General features: G+C 70.7%; 12 protein-coding genes. 5 read left to right on the top strand and 7 right to left on the bottom strand.

Features of this window, described 5'->3' with window-relative positions:
- The first annotated feature begins 72 nt into the window (after positions 1-72).
- Positions 73-645: a YdeI/OmpD-associated family protein gene (locus ACSYDW_RS16095; protein ID WP_438339740.1), complete on the top strand. Its 573-nt coding sequence runs from the start codon at positions 73-75 to the stop codon at positions 643-645.
- Here the strand turns inward: ACSYDW_RS16095 and ACSYDW_RS16100 are convergent.
- Positions 642-1412 (bottom strand): glutamine amidotransferase, encoded by a 771-nt coding sequence (locus tag ACSYDW_RS16100; protein ID WP_438339741.1) that lies wholly within the window; start codon positions 1410-1412, stop codon positions 642-644. The two genes, ACSYDW_RS16095 and ACSYDW_RS16100, sit on opposite strands and share 4 nt — an antisense overlap.
- A 142-nt stretch (positions 1413-1554) precedes the next feature.
- Between ACSYDW_RS16100 and ACSYDW_RS16105 the strand changes: the two genes are divergently transcribed.
- Positions 1555-2334 carry an SDR family NAD(P)-dependent oxidoreductase gene (locus ACSYDW_RS16105; protein ID WP_438339742.1) on the top strand — a complete coding sequence of 260 codons (780 nt, stop codon included), beginning with the start codon at positions 1555-1557 and terminating at the stop codon, positions 2332-2334.
- 47 nt (positions 2335-2381) lie between these two features.
- On the opposite strand, the gene ACSYDW_RS16110 is transcribed toward ACSYDW_RS16105, so the two are convergent.
- Positions 2382-3170, bottom strand: a complete 789-nt coding sequence (locus tag ACSYDW_RS16110) for a DUF1684 domain-containing protein (RefSeq protein ID WP_438339743.1) — start codon at positions 3168-3170, stop codon at positions 2382-2384.
- 77 nt (positions 3171-3247) lie between these two features.
- On the opposite strand from ACSYDW_RS16110, the gene ACSYDW_RS16115 reads away from it, so the two are divergent.
- Positions 3248-3553, top strand: coding sequence for a hypothetical protein (locus ACSYDW_RS16115; protein ID WP_438339744.1), 306 nt, complete (start codon positions 3248-3250; stop codon positions 3551-3553).
- Positions 3554-3590: 37 nt separating this feature from the next.
- On the opposite strand, the gene ACSYDW_RS16120 is transcribed toward ACSYDW_RS16115, so the two are convergent.
- The 5 genes from ACSYDW_RS16120 to ACSYDW_RS16140 form a co-directional block, all read right to left on the bottom strand.
- Entirely contained in the window at positions 3591-5408 is a 1818-nt protein-coding gene (locus ACSYDW_RS16120; protein WP_438339745.1) for a hypothetical protein, read from the bottom strand.
- A 186-nt stretch (positions 5409-5594) separates the two neighbouring features.
- Positions 5595-6662 carry a pseudouridine synthase gene (locus ACSYDW_RS16125; protein WP_438339793.1) on the bottom strand — a complete coding sequence of 356 codons (1068 nt, stop codon included), beginning with the start codon at positions 6660-6662 and terminating at the stop codon, positions 5595-5597.
- 113 nt (positions 6663-6775) lie between these two features.
- Positions 6776-7609, bottom strand: coding sequence for a DNA-formamidopyrimidine glycosylase family protein (locus tag ACSYDW_RS16130; protein WP_438339746.1), 834 nt, complete (start codon positions 7607-7609; stop codon positions 6776-6778).
- Positions 7610-7716: 107 nt separating this feature from the next.
- Positions 7717-12648, bottom strand: coding sequence for an ATP-dependent helicase (locus ACSYDW_RS16135; protein ID WP_438339747.1), 4932 nt, complete (start codon positions 12646-12648; stop codon positions 7717-7719).
- A 61-nt stretch (positions 12649-12709) separates the two neighbouring features.
- On the bottom strand, positions 12710-13168 hold the full coding sequence (locus tag ACSYDW_RS16140) for a 23S rRNA (pseudouridine(1915)-N(3))-methyltransferase RlmH (protein ID WP_438339748.1): 459 nt from the start codon (positions 13166-13168) through the stop codon (positions 12710-12712).
- A gap of 97 nt (positions 13169-13265) precedes the next feature.
- Between ACSYDW_RS16140 and ACSYDW_RS16145 the strand changes: the two genes are divergently transcribed.
- Positions 13266-13973, top strand: coding sequence for a phosphatase PAP2 family protein (locus tag ACSYDW_RS16145; protein WP_438339749.1), 708 nt, complete (start codon positions 13266-13268; stop codon positions 13971-13973).
- Between the two features lie 89 nt (positions 13974-14062).
- Positions 14063-14836, top strand: coding sequence for an SDR family oxidoreductase (locus ACSYDW_RS16150; protein ID WP_438339750.1), 774 nt, complete (start codon positions 14063-14065; stop codon positions 14834-14836).
- Positions 14837-15007: the final 171 nt, after the last annotated feature.

Genomic DNA, 15007 nt, shown 5'->3' on the forward strand with positions numbered 1-15007 from the left:
CGTTCAGGAGCCCGCCCACAGCCCGGCGGCATTCCCTGTTGCTTCGGGCCCGTGGTGTGGTGGGATGGTTCTATGGCGATTGAACTCGAAGAACTCCTGGTGCCCGACGAGGACGCATGGCGGTCCTGGCTGCATGAGAACCATGCCTCGCACCCGGGGGTGCAGCTGGTGCTGCACAAGAAGGGCGGCAGCGTCACCGAACTGACCTACGCCCAGGCCGTCGAGCAGGCGCTGTGTTTCGGCTGGATCGACGGCCGGCGCAACGGCCGCGACGCGGAGAGCTTCAGCAACAGGTTCACCCCGCGCACCACCAGGAGCACCTGGTCGGCCAAGAACGTGGAGACCATCGCGCGCCTGACGGAGGCGGGATTGATGGTGCCCGCCGGACTGGCGGCCGTCGACTCGGCCAAGGCCGACGGCCGCTGGGACAGCGCCTACGCGGGCCAGAAGGACGCGCAACTGCCGGAGGACTTCGTTGCCGCGTTGGAGGGGCACCCGGCGGCGCAGGAGAAGCTGGCGACCCTGGGCCGCAGCGAAATCTTTGCGATCTACTTCCGCCTGCACACCGTCAAGCGCGAGGAAACCCGGCGCAAGAAGATCGCCGAATTCATCGCGAAGCTGGATGCCGGCCAGGGAATCTTCTAGCTGCCGCCCGGGGGATGTGCCGCCCCGTCTTCCCCGTAGCGCCCCACGAAATTCCGGAGAATCTTCTCCGGCCAATCCACCCGGGAGGCAAGGGCCCGGTCATGCAGTTCCTGTGCCTCGTGCGGCGGGAAGTACCCGGCATCCCGGTAGACCATGATGCGCTGGGCCAGGCCTGCGGGATCCAGTTCCGGGTGGAACTGCGTGGCATAGAGGTTTGACCCGATGCGGAACATCTGCACCGGGCAGGCCTCGGAATCCGCCAGCAGCACTGCCGCCGCGGGCAGCACCGAGACCGCCTCCTTGTGTCCCACGAAGGCATCGAATTCATTGGGGATCCCCGCGAGCAACGGATCCCCGCGCCCGGCCTCCAGGACCCTGATGCGGGAGGTTCCCACGGGTTCGCCGAACGTCCTGTCGATGACCCCGCCCTGGTGGACCCCGAGGGTGCCGACCCCGTAGCAGGCACCGAGGAACGGGAAGTCCTCGGCGACGAGCACATCGAGCAGCGAGTCGAGATCGGCTTCGCAGCGCTTCTGCAGGTCGGATTTCCTCGCGCGGTCGTCGGAGGCGTTGAACGGGCTGCCGCCGAGGATCACTCCCGAGCAGTTCCCCAAATCAAGTTCGTCGATGGGTCCCAGGGGGGTCTTGGCCAGGCTGATAACCCGGAGCTGTTCCTCGCGCAGTCCGCCGGCGGCCAGGACCCCGCGCACCTCGTCGGCCGCGGCCAGCTCGTGTTCGCGGGTGGAAAGAAGGATGAAGCGCTTCATGGCCACATTCTATGTCCGGCACCCTTCGGCCCTGTGCCCTTCTGTCCGGGCGGTTCCCGGTCTAGGCTGGCATGAGTTAACAACTTCTAACTCAAATTGCCGTCCCGGGGCACCCCTGGAACGTACCCCTGATGGAGGGCCCATGCTGATCACCGATTCCGTAGCGCTTGTCACCGGCGGGGCCTCCGGCCTGGGGGCGGCAACGGCCAAGGCGTTGTACGACGCCGGAGCCTCGGTGGTCCTGCTGGACCTGCCCGGCTCCAGGGGCGCCGACACCGCCGCGGCGCTGGGGGAACGGGCCCGCTTCGTGCCCGCGGACGTCACCAACGAGGACGACGTGCGTGCCGCGATAGCCGCGGCCCTGGAACTGGGCCCGCTGCGCGTGGTGGTGAACTGCGCCGGCGTCGCCACCCCGGGCAAGGTGCTGGGGCGCGAGGGCGTATTGCCGCTGGCGAACTTCGAGAGGGTCATCGCCATCAACCTGACGGGCACCTTCAACGTCATCCGGCTGGCCGCCGAGGCCATGGCCGCCCAGGAGGCACTCACCGATTCCGTCACCGGCACGCAGGAACGCGGCGTCATCATCAACACCGCCTCGGTGGCAGCCTTCGACGGGCAGATCGGCCAGCCCGCCTACTCGGCCTCCAAGGGCGCCGTCGCCGCCATGACGCTGCCGCTGGCCCGGGAGCTGGCCCGCCACCTCATCCGCGTCATGACCATCGCCCCGGGCATCTTCGAGACCCCGATGATGGCCTCGCTCTCCGCAGAGGCGCAGGCCTCGCTTGGCGCGCAGGTGCCGCACCCGGCCCGGCTGGGCAGGCCCGCGGAGTACGCGTCCCTGGTCACCCATATCGTGGCCAACCAGATGCTCAACGGGGAAACCATCAGGCTCGACGGCGCCATCCGCATGGGGCCGAAGTAGGGCGACCGGCCCGGCCGGGAACAAGTGTGGGCCAGGCCGGGAACCGGCTACCCGGGCAGCTGTTCCGGCTGCTTTTCCCCGGCCCGGACCGGGACATCCAGCCGGTTCCCCGCCGCCGGCGCCGGGCACACCGCGTACGGGGAGAAGGCCATCGGGTAGTTCAGCGTGCGGTTGAAGTTGATGTCCACCGACCCGTCGGCGGCCGGCGCCGGGACGCCCACGAAGCGCCAGGCCGCGGTTCCCGCGCCGTTCGTGGAATCGCCGAAGGCCAGCACCAGCGATCCGTCGTCGTTCCGGGTCGCCGCAAGGCGATGCGCCCGCCCGGCCAGCTCGAAGGCAACCTCGCCCGCCAGCTCCGCGGTGAAGTTCGCGTCCTCGCGGAAGCTGCCGATCGGCACGGTGCGCGGGGTCTCGAACGCTGTGAAGCGGCCCCGGAGAACGTATGCCGGATCGTACTCGAAGACCGGCACACCGGTGAACCCGCGCAGCGTGGGGTGGCTGCGGTTGCGGGTGCGGACCATGTACCGCCCATCGCGCACGCCCAGCTCGGCCAGGACGTCGCCGAAGCGCACCCAGTGGATCGACTCGCCCTCGTCCAGCCGCTTTTCCAGCGTTCCGGACAGCGGCAGGCCGTCGGTGTCCGTGACACCGTCCCCGGGGGCAAACACGACACGGGCGGCGTCGGCGTCGGCGCTCCAGAGGCCCGGCAGCAGGTCAAGTGGCCCGGGCGTGCCGGGCAGCCACTGGTAGCTGCTCAGCGTCAGCCAGCCGAACTCGACGGCCAGGCCCTCGTTGCGCATGCGTCGCCACAGGGCGAATTCCGTTGGTGCACTCATGGATCCAGTCTGCCACGCCAGGGTGGACGGCCCGGGGGACAGGGCCCCGGACGGGCCCGCACACTAGGCTGGGAGGCATGCCTTCCTACCGCGCGCAGCTGAACATCATGGGCCTTCGCCCGGGACACGCCCCGGAAGCCGTCATGGATTCCGCGGTGGCGGCGTTGGCCGAACGCCACCACGTGGATGCCAACCAGCTTGACGTCATTGCCGGGGTCCCGCGCATCACGGTGCGCTACACGGTGGACGACGACGGCAGGCCCGATGCCACGGGCATCGAATCGGCCGCGCTGATGCGAGCGGCGGTGGAGTCCGTGGCGGTGAGCGAGAAGCTCGTGGTGCTGCGCCGGGTCAAGGGCCGCTGGGTGGTGCTGCGGCGCTAGCCGCCGCGGGCGGAACACGTGCGCCGGAACCCCGGCGTTAGAAGACCGTTCGCTTGCCCAGCGCCGCCCGGTGCTCGGCGTGGTTGATCTGGTAGCGCCGGTTCTCCGTGGCCACCAGCACCACGAACCCCGTCATCGCGGCCAGCACTGCCACAAGGACCGAGCGCTCCGGGCCCACGAGCCGCGGCATCATCAACCAGAACATGCCCCAGACGAACCCCAGGGCCAGCACGATGCGCCCTCGTTCGGTCCGCGTGAACGCGAGGGCGAGGTAGCCCAGCCCCGGCACCGCCAGAGAGGCCAGCACCACGGGGAACGCGAAGACGTTCCAGGACTGCAGCAGCTCCGCCAGCGACGCGGCGGCCACAATGGGGAAGAACCCTGCCATCAGCCCCACCGGCGCATCGGTGAGCATGCGCTCGAGCCTGTTCCGGGCCGTGTACCTGTTCAGTTCGCGTACCGTTGCCAACAGCAACCCGGCGGCCACGGCCGCGGTGCAAAAGGCAAGGAACCGGGATCCCGCGTTTACGGACACCAGCCACAGCAGGCAGGCGAGCAGCGCCGCCGGGAAGGTGCGGCCCACGGCGCGCTGTCGTAGCGCGGAGGCCTGCGCGGGATGCCAGGCGAAGAGCGAGCCGGCCAACGCCCAAACCGCCATCACCGCAACCACCGTGAAGGCCGCGGGTGCCAGGGACAACGTGGTGCTTTGGCCGGGGAAGGCGCCGGAGGCCGGGGCGTCGAGGCCGAGGATCACCGCGATTCCGAGGGCGGCCGCGGCGAAGGTGAAAAGCCAGCGCCGGATGGTGTCCTGGGCCGTGGGTTCCGGGTTGGGTGAGTCGTCCGGCAGGGTGTAGGGGGCGACGTAGAGGGGTTCCGCCAGCGCCTGCTGGCGGTCGATGGCGGCCTTGGCGCTTGCCACCAGGGCTGCGAGTGCCTCGGGGCTTGCGGGCCGGCGTGGTTCGGTGGGTCGCGCAGCGGAGCGCTGTTGCTCCAGCAGCCGCTCCCGGCGCTCCTCCTCGAGGAGCTGGCGTTCAACGGCTTCCTGCTCGGCGCGGAAACGGGCCGCGTGTTCGGCCTCCTCACGTTGGGCGGCCTCGGCCAGGGCCTCCGTGTGGGCGGCTTCCACCAGACGGGTTCGTTCGCGGGTCTCGGCGGCCCGTGCGCGTTCGACCCTCGCCCTGAGCATCCTGGCCTTGAATGTGGCCGGGGATGAGTAGATCTTGTCGCCGATCCGTTCCCATTCGGGTTCGGGGAGGGCATCGAGCCAGCCATTGACCGACCGGAAACCCCCGGAGACGGCAACAGATTCGAGCCCGTCTGCCGGGGCGGCGGTGCTTGCCGTGCTTGCCGCTGCAGGAACGGCAGTTGCAACGGATGCGGCCGGTGCCCCGGGAACCCGGGGAGCCGTGGAGGGCTTGGGCGGAGTCGCCGCGGCCCGTGCGGTGGATGGTTCCCGCGGGGGTTCAGGCTGGCCGGCGGGATCGGCACCCGACCAGTCTTCGCTGTCCAGGTGCCTGAAGGGCGGGCCGGTGCGCGGCTGCGGGCTGTCGGGGTGGAGCAGCTCGTCGAGGTCCCGTGGTTCTTCCCCGCGGTGGCGCGGCACGGGGTGGGCGATGCGCTCGGAGAGGTGCTCAGCAGGCGGCTGCGCGGGGTGGGCCGTGGCCGGCGGTGCGGGCGCTGCCGGGGCTTCAGGGGACGGCGGTTCCGGTGCGGTTCCGGCGGGACCACGTGCCCCGGAGCCCGCGGCCAAGGGAAACGCCGGATCCGTGGACCCGTCTTCGGCGCCGGACGTGTCGTTTCGAAGACGGGCAAGGGCCGCGGACGCGGCAGTGGTGTGGGTGTCCGATGTGCTCATGCTCAGCCCCTTCGTCGCCTGTGCAAAGCCAGTGACCCGGCCGGTGGCATTCCGGCCAGTACGATTTCGACCAGCGTACCGAAGATCGGGCCCGCGTTGGTGGATCCCCGAAAGGGAAATCCCGGACCCCGGTGCCGGGCTCCCCGTGCCGGGCGGTCGTGGACTCCGTGCCTCCGCGGGTCGCGGCTACGCGGCCGGGGACTCGGAGAGCTCAAGCCCGGAGGTGTAGGTGACGGGTTCCTGGCTGATCGGATCGACAAAGGAAATGGAGCGGGCCAGCAGCTGCAGCGGCCGGGTGTAGTCGTCCGGCGCCAGGTCCAGCAGCGTGGGGTAGAACGGGTCGTTCAGGATGCCCAGGCCCAAGGCGGCAAGGTGCACGCGCAACTGGTGGGTCTTGCCCGAATGCGGGCTCAGGCGGAACTTCGCGACCTGCAGCCCCGTGAAGGTTCCCGTGGAGGGACCGGTGGCCAGCAGCTCCACCAGCGATTCCGCGTTCGGTTCCCCGGCCTCGACCAGCGAGCGCAGCTGCCCCTTGATCTTGCTCATGCGGTTCCGGTAGACCAGTGGCAGTCCCTCCAGCGCCGCGGCAAGCCCCGCGGCATCCAGCAGGCTATTGCCCGGGCCCGCGGTGCCGGGGACGAAATTGCCGCTGCGGTCTTCCGCCCGCCCGCCGAGCCCGCCGACGCCCATGACCTCGCCCGCCGGGCGTCCGTCAACGGTTTCCAGGGCGCTGACTGCCTCGTAGGTCTTGGTGATCTCGCGGCGCTCGAAGAGGGTCTGGTAGTCGCCGCGGGTTTGCGGGTTGGTGGAGAAGAGCAGCACGCCGGCGGTCGCCCGGTCCAACCGGTGCATGGGGATCAGATCGGGGTTGCCCAGCTTGTTGCGCAGGCGGACGAGCGCCGATTGCTGGATGAAGCGCCCGCCGGGGGTGGTGGGCAGGAAGTGGGGCTTGTCGATGACCAACAGGTGCTCGTCGTGGTGCAGCACCGATTCGGTGAACGGGATCTCCGGCTCGACGGGCAGGTTGCGGTAGTACCAAATGAATTCGTGCGCTCCCAGCGGCGTGGAGCGTTCAAGGGGTACCCCGCCCAAGCCAACCACCTCGCCGGACTCGAAGCGCCGCACGATGCCGGCGGCGTCCACGTGCCCGAAGCGGTGGAGCATGTAGTCGCAGACGGTCTCCCATTCCCCGGCGGAGGGGATGCGGAGACGGGTGGCGTTGACGCCGTTGCGGACGGGCAGGGGGGAGAGCATGGCCATGGAACCAAGTCTGTCATGCCGCGGGTGTGCGTCCCGGAAACGGAAGGGTGCAGCCCGGGAACCCGCAACGGGGGAACCGGGGCCGCACCGTTGCACGGCGTCGCGGCCTAGTGCGCCGTTTCGCTCGTCGGGACGTAGACGTGCTGGCATTCCGGGCAGAAATACACGTCGCGTTCGGCGCTGCGCGGGGATTCGGCCAGCGAGTCCTTGTGCAGCAGGCCGCCGCAGCGCATGCACGGCTGGCCGTCCCTGCCGTACACCCAGTACGGGTTCATGCCGTCGGTACCGGTGGTCACGCGGCGTGCCCGGTCCTTGTTGGCGTGCAGCAGGCGGTGTGCGATGTCCACCAGGTGGCCCAGGTCCTCAACGGCGCCCACCGGCGTCCGCGGGTGCACGCGGGTGACAAAGAGCAGCTCCGAGCGGTAGACGTTGCCCAGCCCGCTGATCAGCCGCTGGTCAAGCAGCGCCAGGCCGATGGGCCGCTCAGGGTTGCCCCTCAGGCGGCGCACCGCCTCGTCCGGATCCCACGAGTGGCCCAGCGGGTCGGGCCCGAGGTGCCCGATCACCTCGACCTCGTCGCTGGTACGCAGCACGTGCAGGAACCCCAGGTCGAAGCCGACGGCGGTGAAGGCGGGATTGCCCAGCACCGCACGGGCCTTGAAGGCCGGGGTGCGCCAGCGCTCGCCGGAGGCGTAGACATCCCAGTGGCCGTCCATGAGCAGGTGCGAGTGGATGCTCAGCGGCGGCGCGGCGACCTTGGCCGGTGGCTTGACGCGGATCAGCAGGTGCTTGCCGCGGGAGACCACGGACTCGACCAACCAATCCACAATGGAGAGCGTCGCATGCTCCGGAACCCGGAAGTCGCTCACGCTCAAGCGCCGGCCGGCCAGCGCTGCTTCCAACCGACGTGCCGTGCGAAAAACCGTATCCCCTTCGGGCATTGTCTTACCACCAATCGCTCAGGCGGGCACTCGACCCCCATAGCCGGGTGACCCTGGTCACTAGACTAGCCCGAGATTCCGACGGGTGGGGGGAAAATCTGCAGTGGCTAGCTCCTAAAGCGCAATCCACTTGGGGTGGAATAGAAACCGGCGCGACGTAACGCGGCCCCCCACGGTGAATCCGAGACCGGTTCGCCGTTGACCTTGAGCACCGCGAGCTTCTCGATGCCTGCCCGGCGCAGGGCGGCAACGAGCTCCGCCGCCGCCGTCTCAAGCGGCGGCCCGGCGCTCGAGGCCCCGGTGAAGTCGAGCACTGTCTTGCCGCCGCGCTCCACGTACAGGGCCAGCCGCCCGTCCAGCAGCACGACGATGGCCCCGGCTTTGCGTCCCGGGCGGTGCCCGCCCGGTGCCTGCGGCCAGGCGAGCGCGGCCCCGTAGGGGTTGGCCGGGTCGGTGGCCGCCAGGGCAAGGGCGGCGGGGGCCGAGACTTCGGTTGTCGCGTCGCGCACGAAGGTGCGCAACCTGTCGACCGTGGCGGAGGTGGAGAACTGCGCGGCCCCGAGCCGCTCGACGAAGTAGCCACGGCGGGCGTGGCCGGCCTCCTCCAGGCGGCCGAGCACGCGGTAGAGCTGGCCGAATCCGCCGGGCACCGACTCGGCGGCGACCGAGCCCCGCGTCACCACGCCGTAGCGTTCGAGCAGGAACTCGGCACTCGCGTGCGCCCGCACCGTCGGGTCTGCGACGGGGTGCGGCAGGGCCGCCCAGCGCCCGGTGCCGGATTCGGGGACACCGCCGAAGCCGGAGCGCGGCCCCAGCTCGCGCCCGTGCAGGCGCATGACCGTTGATTCGCCGGTACCGGCGGGTTCCAGGCCGGAGCGTCCCTGGCGCAGCATGGCCATTCGCCCGAGCCGTGCGGTGCGGGCCCGGGCAGGCAGCGCCGGGGCGCGGTGTGCGGACTTGCCGCCGGAGAGCAGCCCACGCAGCGGGGCGAGCGTGTCGGGGGAGACGGCGCCGGCCCAGAACAGCTCCCAGAGGGCCTCAAGCACCTCTTCGGTCCGCGGTTCGGCCGCGTACACGCCGCCGTCCGCCGGGCCCGGGACCGCGGCCACCAGCCGGACCAGCTGCGGCACGAAGTACGCCCCGCCGGCCTCGAGCACCACCAGCAGCCTGCGGGCCAGCGGCCCGAGGTTTCCGGTATCCGGCTGCGGCAGGCTCAGCGGCGAGTTTTCCGCGGTGTGCAGCGCGACCCAGCCGTCGGTGCCGGCCAGCGCGCCGGCGCCCGAGACCAGGACCTCCCCGGCGCTCATCAGCTCGTCGAGCATGCCGGGGACGTAGTTGCGCACGCGCACCGGCAGCACGAATGACTCGAGGGCCGACGCCGGGACCGGTACCCCGGCCAGCTGCTCGATGACGGCCAGCGCCCCGTCGATGCCCGAGAGCCCTTGGCCGATGCCCTGCCAGGCCGGCAGGAACCTGGCGAACGCCGGCTGGTCGACGGGCTCGACCTCCGCCCGCAGGGCCGCGAGCGAGCGGCCGCGGATCATCCGCAGCACCCCGGATTCGCAGTATTCGATCCCGGTGGTCGCGGAGGTGCTCTCGCCGAGCATCTCGGCGGGCCTGAACGCGCCGGTCATGACGCGGTTTTCGGAGACCAGCCGGTCCAGCGCGGCCCTGGCCACGGCGACACCCAGGCCCAGTGCCGCGGCGGCATCCGCGGCGGTGAAGGGCCCGTGGGTGCGGGCGAAGCGCGAAACCAGGTCGCCGACGGGGTCCTCGACCGGGTCGATGAAGGCCAGCGGAACCCCATGCGGAAGCGGCACGCCCAGCCCGTCGCGCAGCCTCGGTGCGTCCTCGATGGCGGCAAAGACCACCCGGCCGCCGAGCCTCACCTCCAGTGCCCGGTTCGCGCGCACCAGCCCCCGCAGGTGCGTCTCGACCAGGGCCAGGTGGGAATCCTCCGGCACGGCATCCTCCGGCCCGGCGGTCTCGTCGCGCAGGCGCGCGGCCACCTCCCCGGCCGACAGCGGTCCGAGCATGCGCAGCAGGTCCGCGGCGCCCTCGAGCCCCGCCAGCTGCCGGCCCGGGGCCAGGCGCTGCAGCTCGGCCTCGGTGCGCTCGATGACCTGCGCATCAAGCAGCTCGCGCAGCTCGGTGCGGCCCAGCAGCTCGTTCAGCAGTGCCGGATCCAGGCTCAGCGCGGCGGCTCGGCGCTCGGCCAGCGGCGAATCGCCCTCGTAGAGGAACTGGGCCACGTAGCCGAAGAGCAGTGACTGCGCGAAGGGGGAGGGCAGGCGGGTCTGGACCTCGCGCACGGAGATGCCGCGCGAACCCATCCGGGCCAACAGGTCCTTGAGCGAGGGCAGGTCGTAGACGTCGTTGAGGCACTCGCGGACCGTCTCCAGGATGATCGGGAAGTCCGGGTACTTCCGCGCGACGTCCAGCAGCTGGGCGCTGCGCTGGCGCTGCTGCCACAGCGGGGTGCGCTTGGCCGGGTTGGTGCGCGGCAGCAGCAGGGCGCGGGCAGCGCATTCGCGGAAGCGGGAGGCGAAGAGCGCGGAGTTGCCCACCTGCGCCGTGACGAGGTCCTCGATCTCCTCGGGCTCGAACGCGAAGAGCTCGGCCCCCGGCGGTGTGTCGTCCATCGCCGGGACGCGCAGCACTATCCCGTCGTCGGCGGCCATCGCGGAGCCGTCGAGCCCGTAGCGTTCGTGCAGCCGGGCGCCGACGGCCAGCGCCCACGGCGCGTGCACGGGCAGGCCGAAGGGCGAGTGAAGGATGACGCGCCAGTCGCCGAGCTCGTCGACGAAGCGCTCGACCACCATGGTCTTGTCGCTGGGCACCACGGAGGTGGCCTCCGCCTGCGCACCCAGGTAGTTCAGCAGGTTGCCTGCGGCGAAGCCGTCGAGCCCTATCTCGCCCAGCCGCTCGCGCGCCCGGGGCTCGGGCAGCTTGGCCAGTTCGTCGGTGAAGCGCCCCAGCGCGGCGCCGAGCTCCACGGGACGGCCCTGGGTGTCGCCCTTCCAGAACGGCAGCTTGCCCGGCTGGCCGAACGCGGGGGAGACCAGCACGCGGTCGTGGGTGATGTCCTCGATCTTCCAGCTGGTGGCCCCGAGCGCGAACACGTCCCCGACCCGGGACTCGTAGACCATTTCCTCGTCGAGCTCGCCCACCCGGCGCCCGCCTTTGGCCCCGGAGTCCGACTCCGCCCCGGCCAGGTAGACGCCGAAGAGCCCGCGGTCCGGGATGGTGCCGCCGCTGACGACGGCCAGCCGCTGGGCGCCGGGGCGCCCGGTGAGCGTTCCGCTGTCCCTGTCCCAGACGATGCGCGGGCGCAACTGGGCAAATTCGTCGGACGGGTACTTGCCAGCGAGCATCTCCAGCGTCGCGGTGAACGCGGCGCGCGGCAGCGAAGCGTAGGGCGCGGCCCGGCGCACGGTGTCGTACCAGGCCTCCACGTCCAGGTCCTCCAGCGCGCAGGCGGCCAGCGTCTGCTGGGCCAACACGTCCAGCGGGTTGGCGGGGATGTGCAGCTTCTCGATCTTCCCCTCGCGCATGCGGGAGACGGTCAGCGCGGTGGAGAGCAGGTCGGCGCGGTGCTTGGGGAAGAAGGTGCCGATAGAGGTCTCGCCGACCTGGTGCCCGGCGCGGCCCACGCGCTGCAGGCCGGAGGCCACCGAGGGCGGGGACTCGACCTGCACCACCAGGTCCACCAGGCCCATGTCGATGCCCAGTTCCAGGGAGCTGGTGGCGACCACGGCGCGCAGCACCCCGGTCTTCAGGTCGTCCTCGATCTGGGCGCGGGTCTCCTTGGAGACCGACCCGTGGTGGGCCCGGGCCAGCGGGACCACGGCGCCTTCCTCCCCGTCGGCCCGCCCTCCGGCCCCGGAAACCATGCCGGCCTGCGCCATCATCGCCGCCGGCATGCCGCTGCCCGGCTGGATGCGTTTGGCGGGGGTCCCGCCTGTCAGCTCCGCGCCGGTGGAGCCAATCCCGTTCGGGGCGAATCCCGATGCGGCGTCGATCCCCGTCACGCGAGACTCGTGGATCTCGTTCAGCCGCCCGGTCAGCCGCTCGGCCAGCCGGCGCGAATTGGCGAACACGATCGTGGAACGGTTCGCCTCGATCAAATCGACGATCTGCTCCTCGACATGCGGCCAGATGCTCGCCTGTGGCGCCAGCCCGGACCCGGGACCCAGGTCGTGCGCGGCGGCCGCGGCCGGCAGGTCCGTCATGTCCTCCACCGGCACCCGCACGCTCAGCTCCCAGGTCTTGGTGATCGGCGGGGCGATCACCGACACCGGGGCGCCGCCGCCCACAAAGCGCGCCACCTCATCCCGCGGCTCGACGGTCGCCGAGAGCCCGATACGCTGCACCGGGGCGGCCAACAGCGCGTCGAGCCGCTCCAGGGACAGCGCCAGGTGCGCCCCGCGCTTGGTGCCCGCCACCGCGTGCACCTCGTCGAGGATCACGGTGTGCACCCCCGCCAGGGACTCGCGCGCCCGGGAGGTGAGCATCAGGTAGAGCGACTCGGGGGTGGTGATCAGGATGTCCGGCGGGTTGGTGACCAGCTTGCGGCGCTCGTTGGCCGGGGTGTCCCCGGAACGCACGCCCACGGAGACCTGCGGGACGGCCAGTCCCAGGTGCGCCGCGGTGGCCTTGATGCCGGCCAGCGGGGCGCGCAGGTTGCGTTCGACGTCGACGCCCAGCGCCTTCAGTGGCGAGATGTAGAGCACCCGGGTCCCGGCGGAATGGGTGCCGGGCTTCCGGCCGCCCCGGGTGCCGCCGTCCTCCAGCCCGGGCAGCGCCGGCGCCGTGGTTTCGGTGGCGGTGCGCGCAAAGGAATCCAGCGCCCAGAGGAACGCGGAGAGCGTCTTGCCGGACCCCGTCGGGGCGATGACCAGGGCGTGCCGCCCGGTGGATACCGCGTCCCAGGCGCCGACCTGGGCGGGGGTCGGCGCGGCAAAGGCGCCCTCGAACCAGGCCCGCGTTGCGGGCGTGAACCGGTCGAGGACCGTGCGTGGATCGGGTTGCGTGGCCATCGCTTCCCAGCCTAAGCGCCGGCGCCGCCAAAATGCGCCGCGGCGTCACCGGCGGGCGGGCTCAGACGTGGTGGTACTTGCCGCCGCCGGCGATCTCCTGTGCGCGGTAGAGCTGCTCGGTGAGGATCAGGCGCACCAGCTGGTGCGGGAAGACCAGCTTGGACAGGCTCCAGGTGAAGTCGGCGCGCTGGTGCACCGAGGCATCGACGCCGTACGCCCCGCCGATCACCACGGTGATGTTGCGCGAGGTGTCCAGCGGCCGCTGCAGCGTGGCGGCAAGCGCGGGGGAGTCGATGTTCTTGCCGCGCTCGTCGAGCAGGATCAGGAAGTCCTTCGCGTCGACCTTCGCAAGGATGCGCTCGGATTCCTCGGTGCGCGCGGCGTCCCCGTCGCGGGAAGAATGCGGCAGCAACTGCCACTTCACGTCGAAGGGCTTCTTCATGCGCTTCTCGTAGCGCTCGATGCCCTCGATCACCCAGGACTCGTGTTTCTTGCCGATGGCCAGCACGCGGATACTCATGCATCCATCTTCCCGCATGCGCCGTCCGCCGCCGCATCCGGGCGTCCTCCCAGCGGGCTTCGAGCCGGCGACAGGTCCGGAAGATACGCTGGGATGCATGAACGCCAGCAAACGCCGCGGATCCGGACGCACCCCGGGCACCGGCTCCATCATCTTCCTGGTCCTCGCCGTGCTGCTGGGGCTCTTCGGCGTGGCACGGCGCGTGTGGGTCTCGGCATCGCTGGGAGCCGGCCTCGGAGCCTGGGACATCCCGGTGCTCGAATGGATGGTTGAGCACCGGACACCCGTCGCCACGAATGCCGCCTGGTTCTTCTCGGCCCTCGGCAGCACGTGGGGCATGACGGTCATCGCGCTTGTCGCCTGCGGCCTGCTGGTCTGGCGAACCCGCAGCTACTGGCCGCTGCTGCTGGTCGCCGTCACCGCCGCCGGCTCCGTGGCACTGACGGTGTTCCTGAAGAACCTGACGGCCCGTGCCCGCCCGCCGCTGGTGCAGGCCATCGAGCCGGCTCCGGCCTCGTACGCGTTTCCCAGCGGCCACACGCTCAATGCCACGGCGATCCTCGGGATCATCGGCTACCTCCTGTTCCTGGTCCTGCGGAGCCGGCTGGCGCGCATCGCGTTCCTGGTCTCCCTCGGGGCACTGGTCCTGGCCATTGGCTGGAGCCGCATCTACCTGGGCCACCATTGGCTGACCGATGTGCTGGAGGGGCTGCTGATCGGCGGCGCCTGGGCCGCCATCGTCATGGTGCTGCACCATTTCACGGTGCTGAAGAACCGGCGGTTCGCGCACTGGATCGCGGTGTAGCCCGGTCCGCAGCCGGCAGCCCAGGCCGGCGGTGAGCGCAGCGGCCACCGCCTCTCGAACCGTGGGCGTTTCACGGGTAGTCTCGGGGCATGAAGGTCGTGGTGCTTGGCGGAAACGGAACGATGGGAACCCGCGTCGTCCGGCTCCTGGAACGTGCGGGGCATGAGGTCGTTGCGGCCAGCCGGTCGACGGGCATCGACGCCTATGCCGGAACCGGGCTGGCAGGCGCGTTCGAGCGTGCCGGTGCGGTGGTCGACTGCCTGAACATCGACTCGATGAAGGCCGACGCCTGCGTCGACTTCCACGAGACCACCGCCCGGAACGTTATCCGGGCGGCCGAGGAGGCCCATGTGGCGCACCTGGTGTGCGTGTCGATCGTGAACGCGCGCAACCCCGAGGTCAACCGTCGCATGGGCTACTACCGCGGCAAGGCGGCGCAGGAAGCGATGTACCAGAACGCCCGGATCCCCACCACGATCGTCCGTACAACCCAGTGGTTTGAACTCGCGGAGACGCTCATCGCCCAGATGAAGGTCGGACCCGTTTCCGTGGTTCCGCGCATGATGAGCCAGCCCGTGGCCGCCGACGCCGTAGCGCGGCTTGTGGCTTCTGTCGTGGAACTGGGGGTCGATGCCCCCGCGGGCGTCGAGTTGGCGGGCCCGGAAACCCGGGACCTCGCGAAGCTGGCACGCCTTGTCGCCCGGAACAACGCTGTGCTCCGCAACGGCGCCGCGCATCCCCGGGTAATCCCCGTTCCGGTGCCCGGACTCAAGGTCTTGAACGGCGGGCTGCTGCCGGGAGCAGGGATCGCAACGGACCCGACCTTGTTCGAGGAATGGCTGGCCAACGGGCGAACCGCATAGCCGCGGCACACGGCCGGTGGGCCGCATGCAGGCAGGGCGACGGTGCTTTGCGACGGTCGCGTGCCGAGCGTCAGTTCTTCCCTTGAGGTAAACCGGGTTGTGGATAACCACTGCCATGCACGGTCGATCCGGTCTACGATGTCGATCAAATGACTCCGACCTGAATCGTAG

It is taken from the genome of Paeniglutamicibacter selenitireducens (genome assembly GCF_051550675.1).
Classification (GTDB): Bacteria; Actinomycetota; Actinomycetes; order Actinomycetales; family Micrococcaceae; genus Paeniglutamicibacter.

Coding starts and splice junctions, on each gene's coding strand:
- ACSYDW_RS16095 (WP_438339740.1), top strand. CDS start 73: ATGGCGATTGAACTCGAAGAACTCCTGGTGCCCGACGAGGACGCATGG.
- ACSYDW_RS16100 (WP_438339741.1), bottom strand. CDS start 1,412: ATGAAGCGCTTCATCCTTCTTTCCACCCGCGAACACGAGCTGGCCGCG.
- ACSYDW_RS16105 (WP_438339742.1), top strand. CDS start 1,555: ATGCTGATCACCGATTCCGTAGCGCTTGTCACCGGCGGGGCCTCCGGC.
- ACSYDW_RS16110 (WP_438339743.1), bottom strand. CDS start 3,170: ATGAGTGCACCAACGGAATTCGCCCTGTGGCGACGCATGCGCAACGAG.
- ACSYDW_RS16115 (WP_438339744.1), top strand. CDS start 3,248: ATGCCTTCCTACCGCGCGCAGCTGAACATCATGGGCCTTCGCCCGGGA.
- ACSYDW_RS16120 (WP_438339745.1), bottom strand. CDS start 5,408: ATGAGCACATCGGACACCCACACCACTGCCGCGTCCGCGGCCCTTGCC.
- ACSYDW_RS16125 (WP_438339793.1), bottom strand. CDS start 6,662: ATGCTCTCCCCCCTGCCCGTCCGCAACGGCGTCAACGCCACCCGTCTC.
- ACSYDW_RS16130 (WP_438339746.1), bottom strand. CDS start 7,609: ATGCCCGAAGGGGATACGGTTTTTCGCACGGCACGTCGGTTGGAAGCA.
- ACSYDW_RS16135 (WP_438339747.1), bottom strand. CDS start 12,648: ATGGCCACGCAACCCGATCCACGCACGGTCCTCGACCGGTTCACGCCC.
- ACSYDW_RS16140 (WP_438339748.1), bottom strand. CDS start 13,168: ATGAGTATCCGCGTGCTGGCCATCGGCAAGAAACACGAGTCCTGGGTG.
- ACSYDW_RS16145 (WP_438339749.1), top strand. CDS start 13,266: ATGAACGCCAGCAAACGCCGCGGATCCGGACGCACCCCGGGCACCGGC.
- ACSYDW_RS16150 (WP_438339750.1), top strand. CDS start 14,063: ATGAAGGTCGTGGTGCTTGGCGGAAACGGAACGATGGGAACCCGCGTC.